Source organism: Sulfitobacter profundi (genome assembly GCF_042661425.1).
GTDB lineage: Bacteria > Pseudomonadota > Alphaproteobacteria > Rhodobacterales > Rhodobacteraceae > Sulfitobacter > Sulfitobacter profundi.
This window is the reverse complement of the sequence record NZ_JBHSWA010000001.1, coordinates 2,355,310-2,370,318: the sequence shown is the minus strand read 5'-3', so window position 1 is coordinate 2,370,318 and position 15,009 is coordinate 2,355,310. Positions and strand designations below refer to the sequence as shown.

13 protein-coding genes and 2 pseudogenes are annotated in these 15,009 nt (G+C 61.9%); 2 read left to right on the top strand and 13 right to left on the bottom strand.

The window, feature by feature from the left end:
• Positions 1 to 18: 18 nt before the first annotated feature.
• From ACFQAU_RS12360 to ACFQAU_RS12330, 7 genes and pseudogenes are all read right to left on the bottom strand, one after another.
• Positions 19 to 2,063 (bottom strand): annotated as a pseudogene (locus tag ACFQAU_RS12360) (acetyl-CoA carboxylase biotin carboxylase subunit).
• Between the two features lie 137 nt (positions 2,064 to 2,200).
• Positions 2,201 to 2,407, bottom strand: coding sequence for a hypothetical protein (locus ACFQAU_RS12355; RefSeq protein ID WP_067630227.1), 207 nt, complete (start codon positions 2,405 to 2,407; stop codon positions 2,201 to 2,203).
• 322 nt (positions 2,408 to 2,729) lie between these two features.
• Positions 2,730 to 3,077, bottom strand: coding sequence for a hypothetical protein (locus tag ACFQAU_RS12350; RefSeq protein WP_067941107.1), 348 nt, complete (start codon positions 3,075 to 3,077; stop codon positions 2,730 to 2,732).
• An 81-nt stretch (positions 3,078 to 3,158) separates the two neighbouring features.
• A complete protein-coding gene (locus tag ACFQAU_RS12345) occupies positions 3,159 to 3,299 on the bottom strand; it encodes a hypothetical protein (RefSeq protein WP_162931863.1) in 141 nt (46 codons plus the stop codon).
• A 214-nt stretch (positions 3,300 to 3,513) separates the two neighbouring features.
• Positions 3,514 to 3,891, bottom strand: coding sequence for a DUF6497 family protein (locus ACFQAU_RS12340; RefSeq protein WP_386282544.1), 378 nt, complete (start codon positions 3,889 to 3,891; stop codon positions 3,514 to 3,516).
• Positions 3,892 to 3,910: 19 nt separating this feature from the next.
• Positions 3,911 to 4,164: pseudogene (locus ACFQAU_RS12335) on the bottom strand (DUF7218 family protein).
• Between the two features lie 105 nt (positions 4,165 to 4,269).
• A complete protein-coding gene (locus ACFQAU_RS12330) occupies positions 4,270 to 5,802 on the bottom strand; it encodes an acyl-CoA carboxylase subunit beta (RefSeq protein WP_120351544.1) in 1,533 nt (510 codons plus the stop codon).
• A 169-nt stretch (positions 5,803 to 5,971) separates the two neighbouring features.
• Here ACFQAU_RS12330 and ACFQAU_RS12325 point away from each other — a divergent pair, with 169 nt between their 5' ends.
• On the top strand, positions 5,972 to 7,186 hold the full coding sequence (locus tag ACFQAU_RS12325; protein ID WP_132445252.1) for a multidrug effflux MFS transporter: 1,215 nt from the start codon (positions 5,972 to 5,974) through the stop codon (positions 7,184 to 7,186).
• Positions 7,187 to 7,271: 85 nt separating this feature from the next.
• On the top strand, positions 7,272 to 8,672 hold the full coding sequence (locus ACFQAU_RS12320) for a helix-turn-helix domain-containing protein (RefSeq protein WP_132445214.1): 1,401 nt from the start codon (positions 7,272 to 7,274) through the stop codon (positions 8,670 to 8,672).
• Here the strand turns inward: ACFQAU_RS12320 and ACFQAU_RS12315 are convergent, their stop codons facing one another.
• The 6 genes from ACFQAU_RS12315 to ACFQAU_RS12290 all read right to left on the bottom strand — a co-directional run bounded on the left by ACFQAU_RS12315 (position 8,673) and on the right by ACFQAU_RS12290 (position 14,940).
• Positions 8,673 to 9,347: a thermonuclease family protein gene (locus ACFQAU_RS12315; protein ID WP_132445216.1), complete on the bottom strand. Its 675-nt coding sequence runs from the start codon at positions 9,345 to 9,347 to the stop codon at positions 8,673 to 8,675. It abuts the gene before it with no gap.
• A gap of 61 nt (positions 9,348 to 9,408) precedes the next feature.
• Entirely contained in the window at positions 9,409 to 11,067 is a 1,659-nt protein-coding gene (betA, locus tag ACFQAU_RS12310) for a choline dehydrogenase (protein ID WP_132445218.1), read from the bottom strand.
• Between the two features lie 86 nt (positions 11,068 to 11,153).
• Positions 11,154 to 12,611, bottom strand: coding sequence for a betaine-aldehyde dehydrogenase (gene betB / locus ACFQAU_RS12305; protein ID WP_120351549.1), 1,458 nt, complete (start codon positions 12,609 to 12,611; stop codon positions 11,154 to 11,156).
• 76 nt (positions 12,612 to 12,687) lie between these two features.
• Positions 12,688 to 13,263 (bottom strand): choline-binding transcriptional repressor BetI, encoded by a 576-nt coding sequence (gene betI, locus ACFQAU_RS12300; protein ID WP_120351550.1) that lies wholly within the window; start codon positions 13,261 to 13,263, stop codon positions 12,688 to 12,690.
• Between the two features lie 92 nt (positions 13,264 to 13,355).
• Positions 13,356 to 14,285 carry a DMT family transporter gene (locus tag ACFQAU_RS12295; RefSeq protein WP_132445220.1) on the bottom strand — a complete coding sequence of 310 codons (930 nt, stop codon included), beginning with the start codon at positions 14,283 to 14,285 and terminating at the stop codon, positions 13,356 to 13,358.
• 55 nt (positions 14,286 to 14,340) lie between these two features.
• Positions 14,341 to 14,940 (bottom strand): LysE/ArgO family amino acid transporter, encoded by a 600-nt coding sequence (locus ACFQAU_RS12290; RefSeq protein WP_067936692.1) that lies wholly within the window; start codon positions 14,938 to 14,940, stop codon positions 14,341 to 14,343.
• Positions 14,941 to 15,009: the final 69 nt, after the last annotated feature.

Genomic DNA, 15,009 nt, shown 5'->3' with positions numbered 1-15,009 from the left:
TCGCCAGCGCATCGCACCCTATTCGAACTCCATGATGACATCGTCCACCGCAAGGCTGTCGCCCGCGCCAGCGTTGACCTTGCTCACCACGCCCTTCTTCTCGGCGCGCAGGATGTTCTCCATTTTCATCGCCTCGATGGTGCAGAGCGCTTGGCCCTCTTGGACCTCATCGCCCACTTCCACGTCGAGTTTCACCACCAGACCCGGCATCGGGCAGAGCAGCATCTTGGAGGTGTCGGGCGGCAGTTTCTCGGGCATGAGGGCCGCCAGTTCCGCCTGACGCGGGGTGCGGACATGGACTTTCAGATCCGCTCCGCGGGTGCGGATACGGAAGCCGCCAGAGATTTTGCCAACCTTCAGCACCAGAGGCGCGCCATCGACGGTCATTTCGGCCAGTTGGTCGCCCGGTGTCCAATCGCCGCTGACGCGCATTTCGCCGCCGTCGCCAAAGGCCACCGTCGCCCCTTCGGGATCGGCCTTGGTGACCACGTCGAAACTCTCGCCCTGCAGCTTTACGTTCCAATCGCTGCCGACCTTGCGCTCGTGGTTGTCCATCCGGCCCGAGACACGCGCGCGGCGAATTTCGCCTACGCGGTGCATCGCAGCGCAGGCCGCAGCGATGCGGCGCAGCTCGCCCTCAGGCAGGGTCACACCCTCGAAACCTTCGGGATATTCCTCGGCGATGAAGGCGGTGGTCATCTCGCCCGAGACGAATTTCGGGTGATCCATCACGGCAGAGAGAAACGGCAGGTTATGCCCGATGCCCTCAACCTCGAAACTGTCGAGCGCCACGCGCATCTTCTCAATCGCCTCTTCGCGGGTCGGGGCCCATGTGCAAAGCTTGGCGATCATCGGGTCGTAATACATCGAGATTTCGCCGCCCTCAAAGACGCCGGTATCGTTGCGCACGGCCATCTCGCCGCTCGGTGCATCGCCCTGCCATGTGCCTTGCTCCAGCAGCGGCCCGGCGGCCACTTCCTGCGGCGGGCGGTAGCGGGTCAGACGACCGATGGACGGCAGGAAACTACGGTAAGGGTCTTCGGCGTAGAGCCGGTTTTCGATGGCCCAACCGGTCAAAGTCACATCGTCTTGGGTGATCAACAGTTTCTCGCCATTAGCGACGCGGATCATCTGCTCGACCAGATCAACACCGGTGATCAGTTCGGTGACCGGGTGTTCCACCTGAAGGCGGGTGTTCATCTCAAGGAAGTAGAAATTCTTGTCGCCATCGACGATGAATTCCACCGTGCCCGCGCTGGTGTAGCCCACGGCCTGCGCCAGTGCGACGGCCTGCTCGCCCATGGCTTTGCGGGTCTCTTCATCAAGGAAGGGGCTCGGTGCCTCTTCGACGACCTTTTGGTTGCGGCGCTGGATCGAACACTCCCGCTCGCCCAGATAGATACCATTGCCATGCGCGTCGCAGAGCACCTGAATTTCAATGTGGCGGGGCTGGGTGACGAATTTCTCGATGAAAATCCGATCATCCCCAAAGGAGTTTGCCGCCTCGTTCTTGGACGACTGGAAACCCTCGCGGGCCTCTTCATCATTCCAAGCGATCCGCATGCCCTTGCCGCCGCCGCCAGCCGAGGCTTTGAGCATCACCGGGTAGCCGATTTCGTTGGAGATTTTCACGGCCTCCTCGGCGTCTTCGATCAGCCCCATATAGCCCGGCACGGTCGAGACACCCGCCTCCTGAGCGATCTTTTTGGAGGTGATCTTATCGCCCATCTTTTCAATGGCGCCAACGGGCGGGCCGACGAAAGCCACGCCAACAGCGTCAAGCGCCTCGGCAAACTTGCTGTTTTCGCTGAGAAAACCATAGCCCGGATGGACCGCCTGCGCGCCGGATTGTTTCACGGCCTCCATCACCTTGTCGATGACGATATAGGACTGGTTCGCGGGGGCGGGCCGATGTGAATGGCCTCATCCGCCATTTCCACATGCAGCGCCTGCGCATCCGCATCGGAATAGATCGCCACGGTGGTCAGACCCATCTTCTTAGCGGTCTTGATCACGCGGCAGGCGATTTCGCCCCGGTTGGCAATGAGGATCTTGTCAAACATCAGCAGTTCCTTTGACGGTAACAGGCCACGCAAAATGCCGCGTCAGCCATAGCTGCGCGGGTGCCTGTAGAGATAAAGATGGAGGGGAAACCGCCCTGCCCGCGCCAATGGCAGGCAGAGCGGTTAATGGGGCGAGATCAGTTACATTTGCCGGGGTTAAGCTGGCAATAACCGACGTTGGCTGCGGCGCCGATGGCTGCGCCCTGCGCCAGCGACCCACCTGTGACGGCTGCCGCACCTGCGCCCACGGCTGCGCCGCCCAAACCCTGTTCGCCGATGGTGTTGCCACATGCGGCAAGACCGGCTGTCGCGCCAAGCGCGAGAATGATGTTACGAATTGACATGTGCCTGTTCCTTCACTGCTATCTACTGTCCGACCAACGCCCTGCCGTTTGACAAGTTCCCGGTCAATTTTCCGGCCCGTTGCCCTGTGGCGCGAAAACCACCCCGCCGAAAAGTCGGGCAGCGCGGCGCGGTTGCGCAGCGGCTGCCCGTTAGGGGAAGGGGTATGGTCTTCATGTCCGACGGCACGAAGAGCAAAAGACGCGCCGCCAGCCACGCAAAACCTGCCCCAAGCCTGCGCCAGCGCCAAGCACGCCCTTTGAGGCGGCCGGACTTCGGCAAGGCTGTGCTGATCTGCGTAGAGGCGGGGCGACATCATGCCGATCAACCCTCGAAAGCTTCAGGGAAGGCGGCACGGGCTGCGGCCACGTCGAGCACGAGCAAAGCTTCGTAATCGGCGGGATCAAAGGGATCGGTAGCCGGCAGCACCTCGCGGCCAAAGAGCCACGACAGACGGCCCGCATCCAGATTGCCACGCTCGAAAGGATGCTCGCCAAAGGCTTCCCACAGGGCTTTGACAAAGGCGGCATCGGCGCGGCGGTCAGGCGCGCGGCGGTCAGGGCGACGCTCACGCCGGGTGATGGGCGTGACCCCCTTGGGGTTCGGACGGCGAATTGTGAATTGGAAATCGGTGCCGGGCAGTCGCCCGGGGAACCCGCGGTGTTTTAGCATATAGGCGGGCATCAGACACCCCTCCCGGTTGCAGGGGTGGCTGGGATCAGGGCAGGCGCAAACGCCTGCCCTGCAACGGCATTATTTGTACTTGCCGGTGTAGACGGGCTCGACCGAGATGGGCTCGGGCTCAACCACGACGAACTCTTCTTCTTGCTGTGCGCAGGCCGAAACAGCTGCGACGAAACCGATAGCTGCCAGCAACTTGATGCTCTTGGACATGTATATCTCCTATTGATGTTAAATGAACCTGACGCGACAACATGCCGGCCAAGCCCGGGTTCTGAGGTAAGGGATACGTGGGTATTCCTTGACCGCATCATATGCGATTCACATAGCAATGGATATGGTTGCAAGCGCAATCGGTCGCGTTGTGACTCCAAAGCATCATTCCAATTGGAGGATCGGCGGATTCTTGCAAGATCTTGCCTGCGCATCACAAACCCTCCCAGATGCAAGCGTCATCTTGGGCACGGAAAGCTTCGAAATATTGGGTCGCTTCGGGGTCGGCCGCGCCGAATTCCACCGGGCGGTCAGCAAGGGAGACGACGATCACCTGCCCCGCAAGCGCATGTTCGGTCATGTAAGGGAGGGCGACCACCGCGCAGAGATGCTCCATGTCTGGAGCGGCGAGGTCATAGGCGATGGCCTCCGGCCCTTTGGCGATCTGCGGCGCAATGAACCGAAAGCGAAGCCAAGTCTCACCGCCCAATTCCTCGACAAGAACCTCTTGCAAGTCAATAACTTGCCCCGAGGGAACGTCAATCGCCCGTGCCGGAGACGCGAGCCCCCCGCCAGCAAAGCTGGCAGGCAAGCTCGGCGCAGCAGAGCGCCTAGTGATTGCGCAAAGCGTCGATCAGCGCGTCCTTGTCCATATCCGAACGCCCCTCGATCCCGAGTTCCTGCGCCCGGTCGTAGAGGTCGTCCTTGGTCCAATCCTCGTAGGGTGGCTGTTTGCCCCCTTCTTGCCGGGATGCTGGCTGTCGTTGGCCTGCGCATTGGCGATGCGGGCGGCTTTCTCCTTGCTCGCCCCATCCTCGCGCAGGGACTTGTAGGTCTCTTCGTCCTTGATTGATGAATTCGGCATGATCCGGCCCTCCTTTGCAAGGAAAACCACCCAGCCCGCCGAGGGTTCCGCGCGCGGCCTCGGTGGGATCGGTATTTAAGAAAGGATGAAGCTGCATGATGGTGCTCAGAGCGGGATGTTGTCGTGTTTCTTCCACGGGGTCTGCACTTTTTTGTTGCGCAATGACGCGAAGGCACGGGCGACCCGTTTGCGGGTGCTGCGGGGCTGGATCACCTCGTCGATGAAACCGCGTTCGGCGGCGACGAAGGGGTTGGCGAAACGGTCTTCGTAATCCTTCGTGTGTTTGGCGATCTTTTCGGGATCCTTCAGATCCTTGCGGTGGATGATCTCTGTAGCGCCTTTGGCCCCCATTACGGCGACTTCGGCGGTGGGCCATGCGTAGTTGAAATCCGAACGCAGGTGTTTGGAAGCCATCACGTCATAGGCGCCGCCATAGGCTTTGCGCGTGATGACGGTGACCATCGGCACGGTCGCCTCGCCATAGGCGAAGAGCAGTTTCGCGCCGTGTTTGATGACGCCGCCGAATTCCTGACCGGTGCCGGGCAGGAAGCCGGGCACGTCCACGAGGGTCAGAATCGGGATTTCGAAAGCATCGCAGAACCGCACGAAACGGGCCGCTTTGCGCGAGCTATCAATGTCGAGGCAGCCCGCCAGCACCATCGGCTGGTTGGCGACCACGCCGACGGTACGGCCTTCGAGACGGATGAAACCGGTGATGATGTTCTTGGCGAATTCCTCTTGGATTTCGTAAAAGTCGCCCTCATCCGCCAGTTTGAGGATCAGTTCCTTCATGTCATAGGGGGTGTTGGCATTCGACGGCACCAGCGTGTCGAGCGAGGGTTCGATCCGGTTGGGATCGTCGAAGAAGGGGCGGACCGGGGGTTTCTCGCGGTTGTTGGCGGGCAGCAGATCGACGAGGCGGCGTACTTCGGCCAGCGCCTCTACGTCATTTTCGAACGCCGCATCGGCGACAGAGGATTTGCGCGTGTGGGTCGAGGCGCCGCCCAATTCCTCGGCGGTGACGACTTCGTTGGTGACGGTTTTCACCACATCGGGGCCGGTGACGAACATGTAAGAACTGTCTTTGACCATGAAGATGAAGTCGGTCATCGCGGGCGAATAGACCGCGCCGCCCGCGCAGGGGCCCATGATGACGCTGATCTGCGGGATCACGCCGGAGGCTTCGATGTTGCGCTGGAAAACCTCGGCATAGCCCGCGAGGCTTGCCACGCCTTCTTGGATACGTGCGCCGCCGGAATCGTTAATGCCGATCACGGGCGCGCCGTTCTGCACCGCCATGTCCATGATCTTGCAGATTTTCTGAGCGTGGGTTTCCGAAAGGGAGCCGCCGAAGACGGTGAAATCCTGACTGAAGACATAGACGAGGCGGCCGTTGATCGTGCCCCAACCGGTGACCACGCCATCGCCTGCGGGCTTTTGATCCTGCATGCCAAAATCGGTGCAGCGGTGGGTGACGAACATGTCGAATTCTTCGAACGAGCCTTCGTCGAGCAGCAGATCGACACGCTCCCGTGCGGTGAGCTTGCCGCGACCGTGCTGCGCATCGATCCGCGCCTGTCCGCCGCCCAAACGCGCATCTTCGCGGCGCCGCTCCAGTTGTTCGAGAATGTCTTTCATGACGCACCCCTATTGTGATTTCGGCCAGTCTATCGGAGGAGCGCAACTGACCAAAGAGCAATTTTGCAAATTTGCAAAATCAATACAGGCGCGCCCAAGCAAAATGAAAAGTTGCAAAACGATCTAGTTAACATGGACATTTCCCATGCCCGCGACTACTTGCATTTGCATGAGCGATATCCCCAAAGTCCGGTATCTAGACCGGACGACCCCGCCCCATATTTCAACGCTGATCCTGCTGGCCGGGCTTTCGGCCATGGTGATGAACATCTTTCTGCCCAGCCTGCCGAAGATGGCAGAGCATTTTGGCACGGATTACGCGGTGATTCAGCTTTCGGTGCCGCTTTACCTGTTCTTCAGTGGCATACTGCAAATCTTCATTGGGCCGATATCCGACAACCTCGGGCGGCGGCGCGTGATGCTTTGGGGGCTGGGCATCTTTTCCCTGGCCACGGTTGGTTGCTTGCTCGCTCCGAACATCGCCGTGTTCCTCGTCTTTCGTATGGCGCAGGCCGTCATCGCCACGGGCATGGTGCTGAGCCGTGCGGTGATCCGCGACCTTTATACCCAAGACGAATCGGCCTCCATGATCGGCTATGTCACCATGGGCATGGCGCTGGTGCCGATGATCAGCCCGGCCTTGGGCGGCTTGTTGGAGCAGGGGTTTGGCTGGCAGGCCTCCTTTTGGGCGATGCTGATCCTCGGCGGGCTGGTGTTCTGGGTGGCTTGGGCGGATTTGGGCGAAACCGCCCGCGCCAGTGGCAAATCGCTGGGCCAGCAGTTCGGCGAATACCCCGAACTGCTCCGCTCGCCACGGTTTTGGGGCTATGCGCTTGCGACGGGCTTCTGCTCGGGCGCTTTCTTTGCCTATCTTGGCGGCGCGCCTTTCGTGGGCACCGTGGTTTTCGGGATGGAGCCTGCGGTGCTGGGCCTTTATTTCGGCGCGCCCGCGATCGGTTATTTCATCGGCAACTTCATCACCGCGCGCACCGCGACCCGTTTCGGCGTCAATACGCTGGTGCTCTGGGGCTGCATCTCAAATGCTGTGGGCGGCACGGTGTCGCTGCTGATATTCCTTGCGGGATACGGCTCCCCGCTCAGCTTTTTCGGGCTGATGACGCTGGTGGGGCTGGGCAATGGCCTGTGCATTCCCAACGCCACGGCCGGGATGCTGTCGGTGCGCCCGCATCTGGCGGGGACGGCCTCTGGGCTTGGCGGGGCGATTATGATCGTCGGTGGCGCGGCGCTGAGCGCGCTGGCCGGGGCCCTGCTCACACCAGAGACCGGGGCCTATCCGCTATTGTGGTTGATGCTGCTGACCGCCATCGCCTCGGTCGCCTCCATCTGGGTGGTGATCCGGCGCGAGAAAGCCCTGGGGCTTTAACCTAGCAGTACCCCCGCCTCGGGCTTGCGAGCGGGGGTTTGCAAAGCTACGCTGCCGCGAAATGCAAATTTGCAAAGGTGCGCGGATGGCGATCCAGAAACTCTATGCCGGTGTAAAACTGCGAGAGACCCGCACCCGTGCGGGGCTGACGCAGAAAGACTTCGCCGCCCGGCTTGGCGTCTCCTTGCCCTATCTCAACCAAATGGAAAACAACAACCGGCCCGTCAGTACCAATGTGGTACTGGCACTGGCGTCGGAGTTCAGGCTCGACGTGACCGAGCTTTCCAGCGGAGATGGAGAGCGATTGGTGAGCGATCTGCGCGAGGCGCTGGCCGATCCGATCTTCGCCGGAAAGACACCCCCGGTGGCCGATCTGCGCCTCACCGCCTCCAACGCGCCGGGTCTGGCCCATGCGTTTCTCGCCCTGCACCAAAGCTACCGGCAGGTGCATGAACGACTGGCCTCACTGGACGAAGCCTTGGGCCGCGAGGACGCTCGGGCGATGCCCTCCCCTTGGGAGGAGGTGCGGGATTTCTTTCACTATTGCGACAATTACATTGATGCCGTCGATCGCGCGGCAGAGCATTTCGCCACCCGCGCGGGCAGCGGTAACGATACGCGGGCGACCGCGGCAACCGCGCTTGAACGCGCTGGCGTGACCGTGATCTTTGAGGATGACGACCGCCTGCGCGCCTATGATCCCGCGCGCAAAACGCTGCATCTGTCGGCCCGTGCAGCCCCTGAGACGCAGACCTTTCAAATGTTGCTCCAAGTGGCGCTGACCCAGCAGGACGCGCTGCTGGAGGCAACGCTTGATCTTGCCCGGTTCCACAGCGCCGCCGCCCGGGATATCGCCAAGATCGGGTTGGCCAATTACTTTGCTGGGGCGGCGCTACTGCCTTATGGGCGATTCCTGCAAAAGGCGCAGGACTGCCGCCATGATCTGGAGGTGCTGGCTGGGCATTTCGGCGCCTCGATTGAGCAGGTGGCGCACAGGCTTTCGACGCTCCAGCGGCCCGGCGCAAAGGGGGTGCCCTTTTTCTTTGTGCGGGTCGATCAGGCGGGCACGATCACCAAGCGCCATTCTGCCACCCGGTTGCAATTCGCGCGTTTTGGCGGGGCCTGTCCGCTTTGGAATGTCCACCGCGCGTTTGAAACGCCGGGAAGGTTCTTGCGTCAATTGGCCGAAACGCCGGACGGGGTGCGCTATATCAGTCTGGCGCGGGACATCTCGAAGCCGGCGGGGCGGTTTGGCGCGCCGGTGCGGCGTTATGCGATCTCACTGGGGTGCGAGGTGCGCCATGCGGCGGCACTCGTCTATGCCGATGGGCTGGATGTCACCCGCAGCGATGCCTTTGAACCAATTGGCATTTCGTGCCGCATTTGTGAGCGCCGAGATTGCCACCAACGCTCCGTCCCGCCGCTGGAACGGCAGTTGGTCGTCGACCCGCATCTGCGCGATACCCTGCCCTACCGGGTGGAGTGATCAGCGCCGCGCCCGCCGCCAGCCAGCACCGCGGGCTTCTGCTTCGGAACAGAACCAACGCTCTCCCTTACGGGTACTAATGCGGGTGCGGCTATAGAAATTCTGCCCCGGCATATGGTAAATCTTGGTCCCTTTGGCGCTGATATTGCCCTTGATCTGGCAGCTCCCCTCAGGCCGGGCCGGTTCTGAACCGCTGCGGCGGGTCACGCGGTAGCGGGCCGGAGAGACGGTCTTGAACCCATGAATGCCACGCCCAGCGACAAAGGCTGCCTTTTCCTCCAAATCATAGTCCATCGAATATTTGCGATAGGCAAAGGCCAGCCCCTCTTGCACAAGCGCCTGCCCTACGTCGACACCGCCGACATGGCAGCGGGCGACGATGCGATCATATCGGTCACGGTCCAGCGCTTCACAGCGCGCTTCGGCCCCTTGGTATCTGTCGCGCACCTCTCTCGTTGTCCAATCACCGCAGGCCCAAGCCTGCCCGCCATCGGTTTCGCAGGTCTGGCTTGCCTCAAGCGCGTCGATTCCGTGCAAGCGGATGCGCGTGCCGCCAAGATCGAAGGTATCCCCATCGATCACGCGCACCACACCCGACACGGTCTGCGCCCCAGCCGATACTGCTGCGAAACTCAGCGTGAGACTGAGGGCGAAAAGTGAACAAATCTTTAACATGGGGCAGGTATGACGCCCTGCCCCGTCAGCTTCAAGGGAGGAGATTAAGACAGGTTAATGATCAGCGCTGCGCCACCTGCCAATTGGGATGCAGCCAAGGTTCGTCATTCGCCCGAGGCAGTGGATCGCGGCCCAAAAGCAGGTCCGAGACCTTTTCCCCCACCATGATCGAGGGCGCGTTAAGGTTGCCATTGGTGATGCGCGGAAAGATCGAACTGTCGGCCACCCGCAGCCCTTCAACCCCAATCACCCGCGCCTGCGGGTCGACCACGGCGTTCGGATCGTCGGCCGCGCCCATGCGGCAGGTGCCACAGGGATGATAGGCGCTTTCCGCATGTTCGGCGATGAAACTGTCAAGCTCCGCATCCGATTGCAGCGCGTCGCCGGGTTGGATCTCATGTTTGACGAAAGGCTTGAAAGCCTCCTGCGCGAAAATCTCACGTGTGAGGCGGATGCAGGTGCGGAACTCCTCCCAATCGTCGGGATGCGACATGTAGTTAAAGCGGATTTTCGGCGCATCTGCCGGGTCGGCTGACCGCAGGGTGATGTCGCCCCGCGACTTAGAGCGCATTGGCCCTGTATGGGCTTGAAACCCGTGCCCCTCCGCTGCTGCCTGCCCGTCGTAACGCACGGCGATGGGCAGGAAATGGTATTGAATATCAGGGTATTCCACGCCGGGCTTCGAGCGGATGAAGGCCGCGGATTCGAACTGATTAGAGGCGCCCATACCGGTCTTGGTAAAGAGCCACTGCGCGCCGATGACAGCCTTCGACAGCAAGTTCCAATGCTTATAAAGGGTGATCGGCTGGCTGGAGGCCATCTGGATGTAGAGCTCCAAATGGTCTTGTAGGTTCTGCCCCACGCCGGGACGGTCTGCGACAACATTGATGCCGTGCTGCGCCAGATGACCCGCCGGACCGATCCCCGACAGCATCAGCAGTTTCGGCGAGTTGATCGATGACGCGGCCAGCACCACCTCGCGCTGCGCACGGATGACCTCTGTGCGGTTGCCGCGCTTGACCTCGACCCCCACGGCGCGGCCCTCTTCGATCACCACGCGCTGCGCCAGCGCGCGGATCAGCGTCACATTCCCGGTTTTCTGTGCAGGCCGCAGGTAGGCATTGGCCGCCGACCAGCGCCGCCCGTTCCAGACCGTCTGCTCCATCGGGCCAAAGCCCTCTTGCTTCTCGCCGTTGTAATCTTCGGTCATCTGGTAACCGGCCTGCGAGCCCGCCTGTACGAAAGCGTCAAACAGCGGGTTCTCGCGCGGGCCGCGGCTGACGTGCAGCGGGCCGTCTGTGCCGCGCCACGCCGCATCGCCGCCATGGCCGTTTTCGTGCCAGGTCTCCATGCGTTTGTAATAGGGCAGCACGTCGGCATAGCCCCAGCCCTGCGCGCCGCTTTCTTCCCAATGGTCGAAATCCTTGGCATGGCCGCGCACATAGACCATTCCATTGATCGAGGATGACCCGCCGATCACCTTGCCGCGCGGGCAGACCAACTCGCGCCCGTTCAGATGCGGCTCGGGTTCGGATTTATAGCCCCAGTCATAGCGCGGCATGTTCATCGGATAGTTGAGTGCCGCGGGCATCTGAATAAACGGCCCCGCGTCGCTGCCGCCATGTTCAATGACGATCACCTTCCGCCCCGCCTCGGCCAGACGGTAGGCCATGGCGCAGCCCGCAGACCCCGCCCCGACGATTACAAATTCAGCTTCCATTCCACTTACCTTCCGCAAATCCGCACGGGTGCGGGGCAGCGCCCGACGGTGTCGGCTTTATGCGCTGCGGCCTAATTTTCCGTTGCTTAGAACGGCGCTTCGACATCGCCCATGCGGACGTAGACCGACTTCAACTGGCTATAATGGTTGATCGCGGCCTTAGAGTTTTCGCGGCCCACGCCGGAGTTCTTCATGCCCCCAAAGGGCGCTTCGACCGGCGCGTCATTATAGGTATTGATGTAGCAGGTCCCCGCCTCGAACCCGGCGGCCACGCGATGTGCGCGGGTCAGGTTTTGGGTAAAGACACCAGCGGCGAGGCCGAATTCCGTGGCATTGGCACGGGCCATGACCTCGGCCTCATCCTCAAAATCGAGCACGGCCATGACGGGGCCGAAAATCTCTTCGCGGGCGATGACCATGTCGTCTTTAACATCGGCAAAGACGGTCGGCTGCATGTAGAAACCGTCGCGCTCAATCCGTTTGCCGCCATAGACCAGCCGCGCGCCCTCGGCCTCACCCTTCGCCACATAGTCCAGCGCGATCTGCATCTGGCGGTCGCTTACCATGGGGCCAAAGCTGGTGTCGGGGTCCATCGGGTCACCGATCACGGCGTTTTCCAACCGCTCAGACAGCCGCGCAAGAAACGCCTCCTTGATGTCGCGATGCACAAAGACCCGCGTGCCGTTCGAACAAATCTGGCCGGAGCTATAGAAGTTGCCCAAGATCGCGCCGCTCACGGCATTGTCGATATCGGCATCTTCAAAGACGATCATGGGGGATTTGCCGCCCAACTCCATCGTGACATGTTTGATGCCCTCGGCGGCGGCGGCATAGACCTTGCGGCCCGTTGGGACGGATCCGGTCAGCGACACCTTGTCGACGCGGCTGTCGGTGACCAGCGATTGCCCCACCTCGCCCATGCCCTGCACCACGTTGAACAGGCCCGCAGGCAGCCCGGCCTCAACGAGTATCTCAGCCACTTTCAGCGCACAGAGCGGCGTTGTCTCGGACGGTTTGAAGATCATCGCATTACCGCAGGCCAGCGCCGGCGCGGCTTTCCAGCAGGCGATCTGCGTGGGGTAGTTCCACGCGCCGATGCCCACGCACAGGCCAAGCGCCTCGCGGCGGGTATAGACCCAGTCTTCGCCCAGTTGGATATGCTCGCCCGTCAGGCTGCCCGCCAGACCGCCGAAATACTCCAGCGCGTCGGCCCCGCTGGTGGCATCGGCGACAGAGGTTTCCTGATAGGGTTTGCCGGTGTCATAGGTCTCCAGCACCGACAGGTCGTGGTTGCGCTCGCGGATCATGTCGGCGGCGCGGCGCAGGATGCGGCCCCGCTCGGTGCCTGTCATCGCGGCCCATGCGGCCTGCGCCTTGCGGGCCGAGGTGATGGCTTGTTCAACGATCGCAGGCGTGGCGGCATAGAGCGTGGCGATCGTCTCGCCCGTGGCGGGATAGATCACCGGGATCGGCGTGCCCTCCGTGTCTTCGACATAGGCGCCGTCGATGAAATGGCTGGCTGTGGGCTGGGGATCATAGGACATCAAAGATACTTTCTTGCCTGAGGGGCGGAGTGTTCGAGGAGGCGGATCGCGGCAATGCCGCCCTTCTCCGCCGTGTTCAGCGGCCCGCTTTCAGCAGCAGGTCGAGGGTATAGAGCGCGCGGGTCATGGCTTCGGCAGCGCTGACATCGTCCGACAGCGCGGCGCGCAGATAGAGCCCATCAATCAGCGCCGCTAATGTGTCGGCGTCGCCTTCGGGTTGGGGGCTGATCGGGCGCAGCGCATGGGTGAGGTTCGAGCGCAGGCGGCTTTGGTAAGCCGTCAGCAGCCGCCGCGTTTCGGGATTGGTGCGGGCATGGGCGTAAAGCGTCATCCACGCGCTAATCGTGCCAGGATGAAAGCCGGTGTCGTCGAAACTGGCGACAATGATCGCCGCCGCCCGGTCATGCGGCGTGCGGGCCGTGGCCAGCCGTTCGCGCACCCCGGCGGCATATTCCGACAGGATATGACGCATCGCGGCAAGGAAGATCTGATTCTTGCCGCCGAAATAGTGATGCGCCAACGCGCTCGACATGCCTGCCCGCTTGGCGATCTGACTCACCGTCACATCCAGCGACTGAGCTTCGCCAATCTCGGCGATGGTGGCTTTGACCAGCGCAGAGCGGCGAATGGGTTCCATTCCGACTTTGGGCATTGGATTCGGGTCCTTGGGGCAGTGTTGACCGCCTCAGGATAGGGGAATCTTTATTGACTCGTCAATCAAGTACCGCCCGGCGGGGTGGTACGTCAGAATTTCGTGGCGTGGGAGGGCGGCGTGACTTGCCGTTTCAGCATTGCTTCGCGCCATGTGATAAAGGTGACCGAGCCCAAAATCACGGCTCCGCCCAGCACCACCCAGATGTCCACCGGTTCGGCAAAGACCACCACACCAAGGATCGTGGCCCAGACCAGTTGCAGGAATGTCACCGGCTGCGTCACCGTCACGGGGGCGGCGGCGAATGCCAGCGTCATGGTGAAATGCCCCGCCGTGGCGAAAAAGGCGACGCCGGCGAGGATCAGCAACTCCTGCGCGGTGGGCGTGATCCAAACGGTGAAGGCGAAGGGCGCAAGGCCGATGGTCACGAAGATCGACAGCATGGTGACGATCATCACAGGCCGCGCTTCATCCGCCAGCACCTTGGCCAAGAGGTAAGACCCCGCAAACACCACCGCCGCCAGCAGCATCGCCAGATGCCCGGTCGAAACTTCGCGGAAACCCGGTCGCAGGATGATCGCCGCGCCCGCCAGCCCCAGACAGACCGCCACGATGCGCCGTGCCGCGAGCTTTTCGCCCAGAAAAATCGCAGCGCCGACAGTGACATAGATCGGCGCGAGGTAGTTCATCGCCGTGACCTCGGCAATCGGCAGGCGGGTCATGGCGTAGAACCACAAGATCACCCCGCCCGCATGAAAGAACCCGCGCAGACCGAAAAGCCCCCACTGGCGCTTGCTAACGGAGGTCGACAAAAGCGACCGCAGGATCGGCAGAACAAAGACCAGCCCCATGGCGTAGCGCAGGAATGCGGCCTCTGCCGAGGGCAGGCGCGGCCCCATGTATTTGACCAGCGCGGTCACGCCGATGAAACATGCCCCGGTCACCAGCATCCAAAAGACCCCGACAAGCGGGCGATTGGCGGGAACGGGGATGTCGGGGGTGGTCGCGGGGTTTTGTGTCATGTCGCGACCCTTTCCCAAAGTGCTGCCAAGGGCAAGATGGGCGCGGCACTTTTATTCACATCGCAAGCAATTTGATCGCAATCCCCCACATGGTCACGGCGATGACGGCGTCCAAAATCTGCCAACTGCGCGGCTTGGCGAAAAGCGGCGCAAGCAGCCGCGCGCCATAGCCGAGGGCAAAGAAGAACACGAAACTCGCCAACGCTGCGCCGATCCCAAAGCTCAGGCGGTCGGGATACTGCGCCGAGATTGAACCAAGCAGCACCAATGTGTCGAGATAAACATGCGGGTTCAGCCAGGTCAGGGCCAGCAGGGTTAGGACCGCCTTGCCCAAGCTGCGGGTGGCCTGCCCTTCGGCCTCCAACCCCTCACCGCCGCGCCATGCCGACACGGCGTTGCGCCAACCGTACCACAGCAGGAAGGCCGCGCCGCCGTAGCGCATCAGTGGCCCGAACCACGGTGCCGCTTCGGCCAGCGCGCCAAAACCGGCCACACCGGCAGTGATCAAGATCGCATCCGAAGTGGCGCAGACCAACACCACCACCAGCACATGCTCACGCCGCAGCCCTTGGCGCAGGACAAAGGCGTTCTGCGCGCCGATGGCCATGATGAGAGTGAGGCTGAGAGCGAAGCCGGGGAGGAATGAGGTCAGCATTGGGGCGTCCTGTCTTGGGTTGCTTTTGCCTACCGCGGCGGTACAGATTACTCAAATTCAATAGTCTTC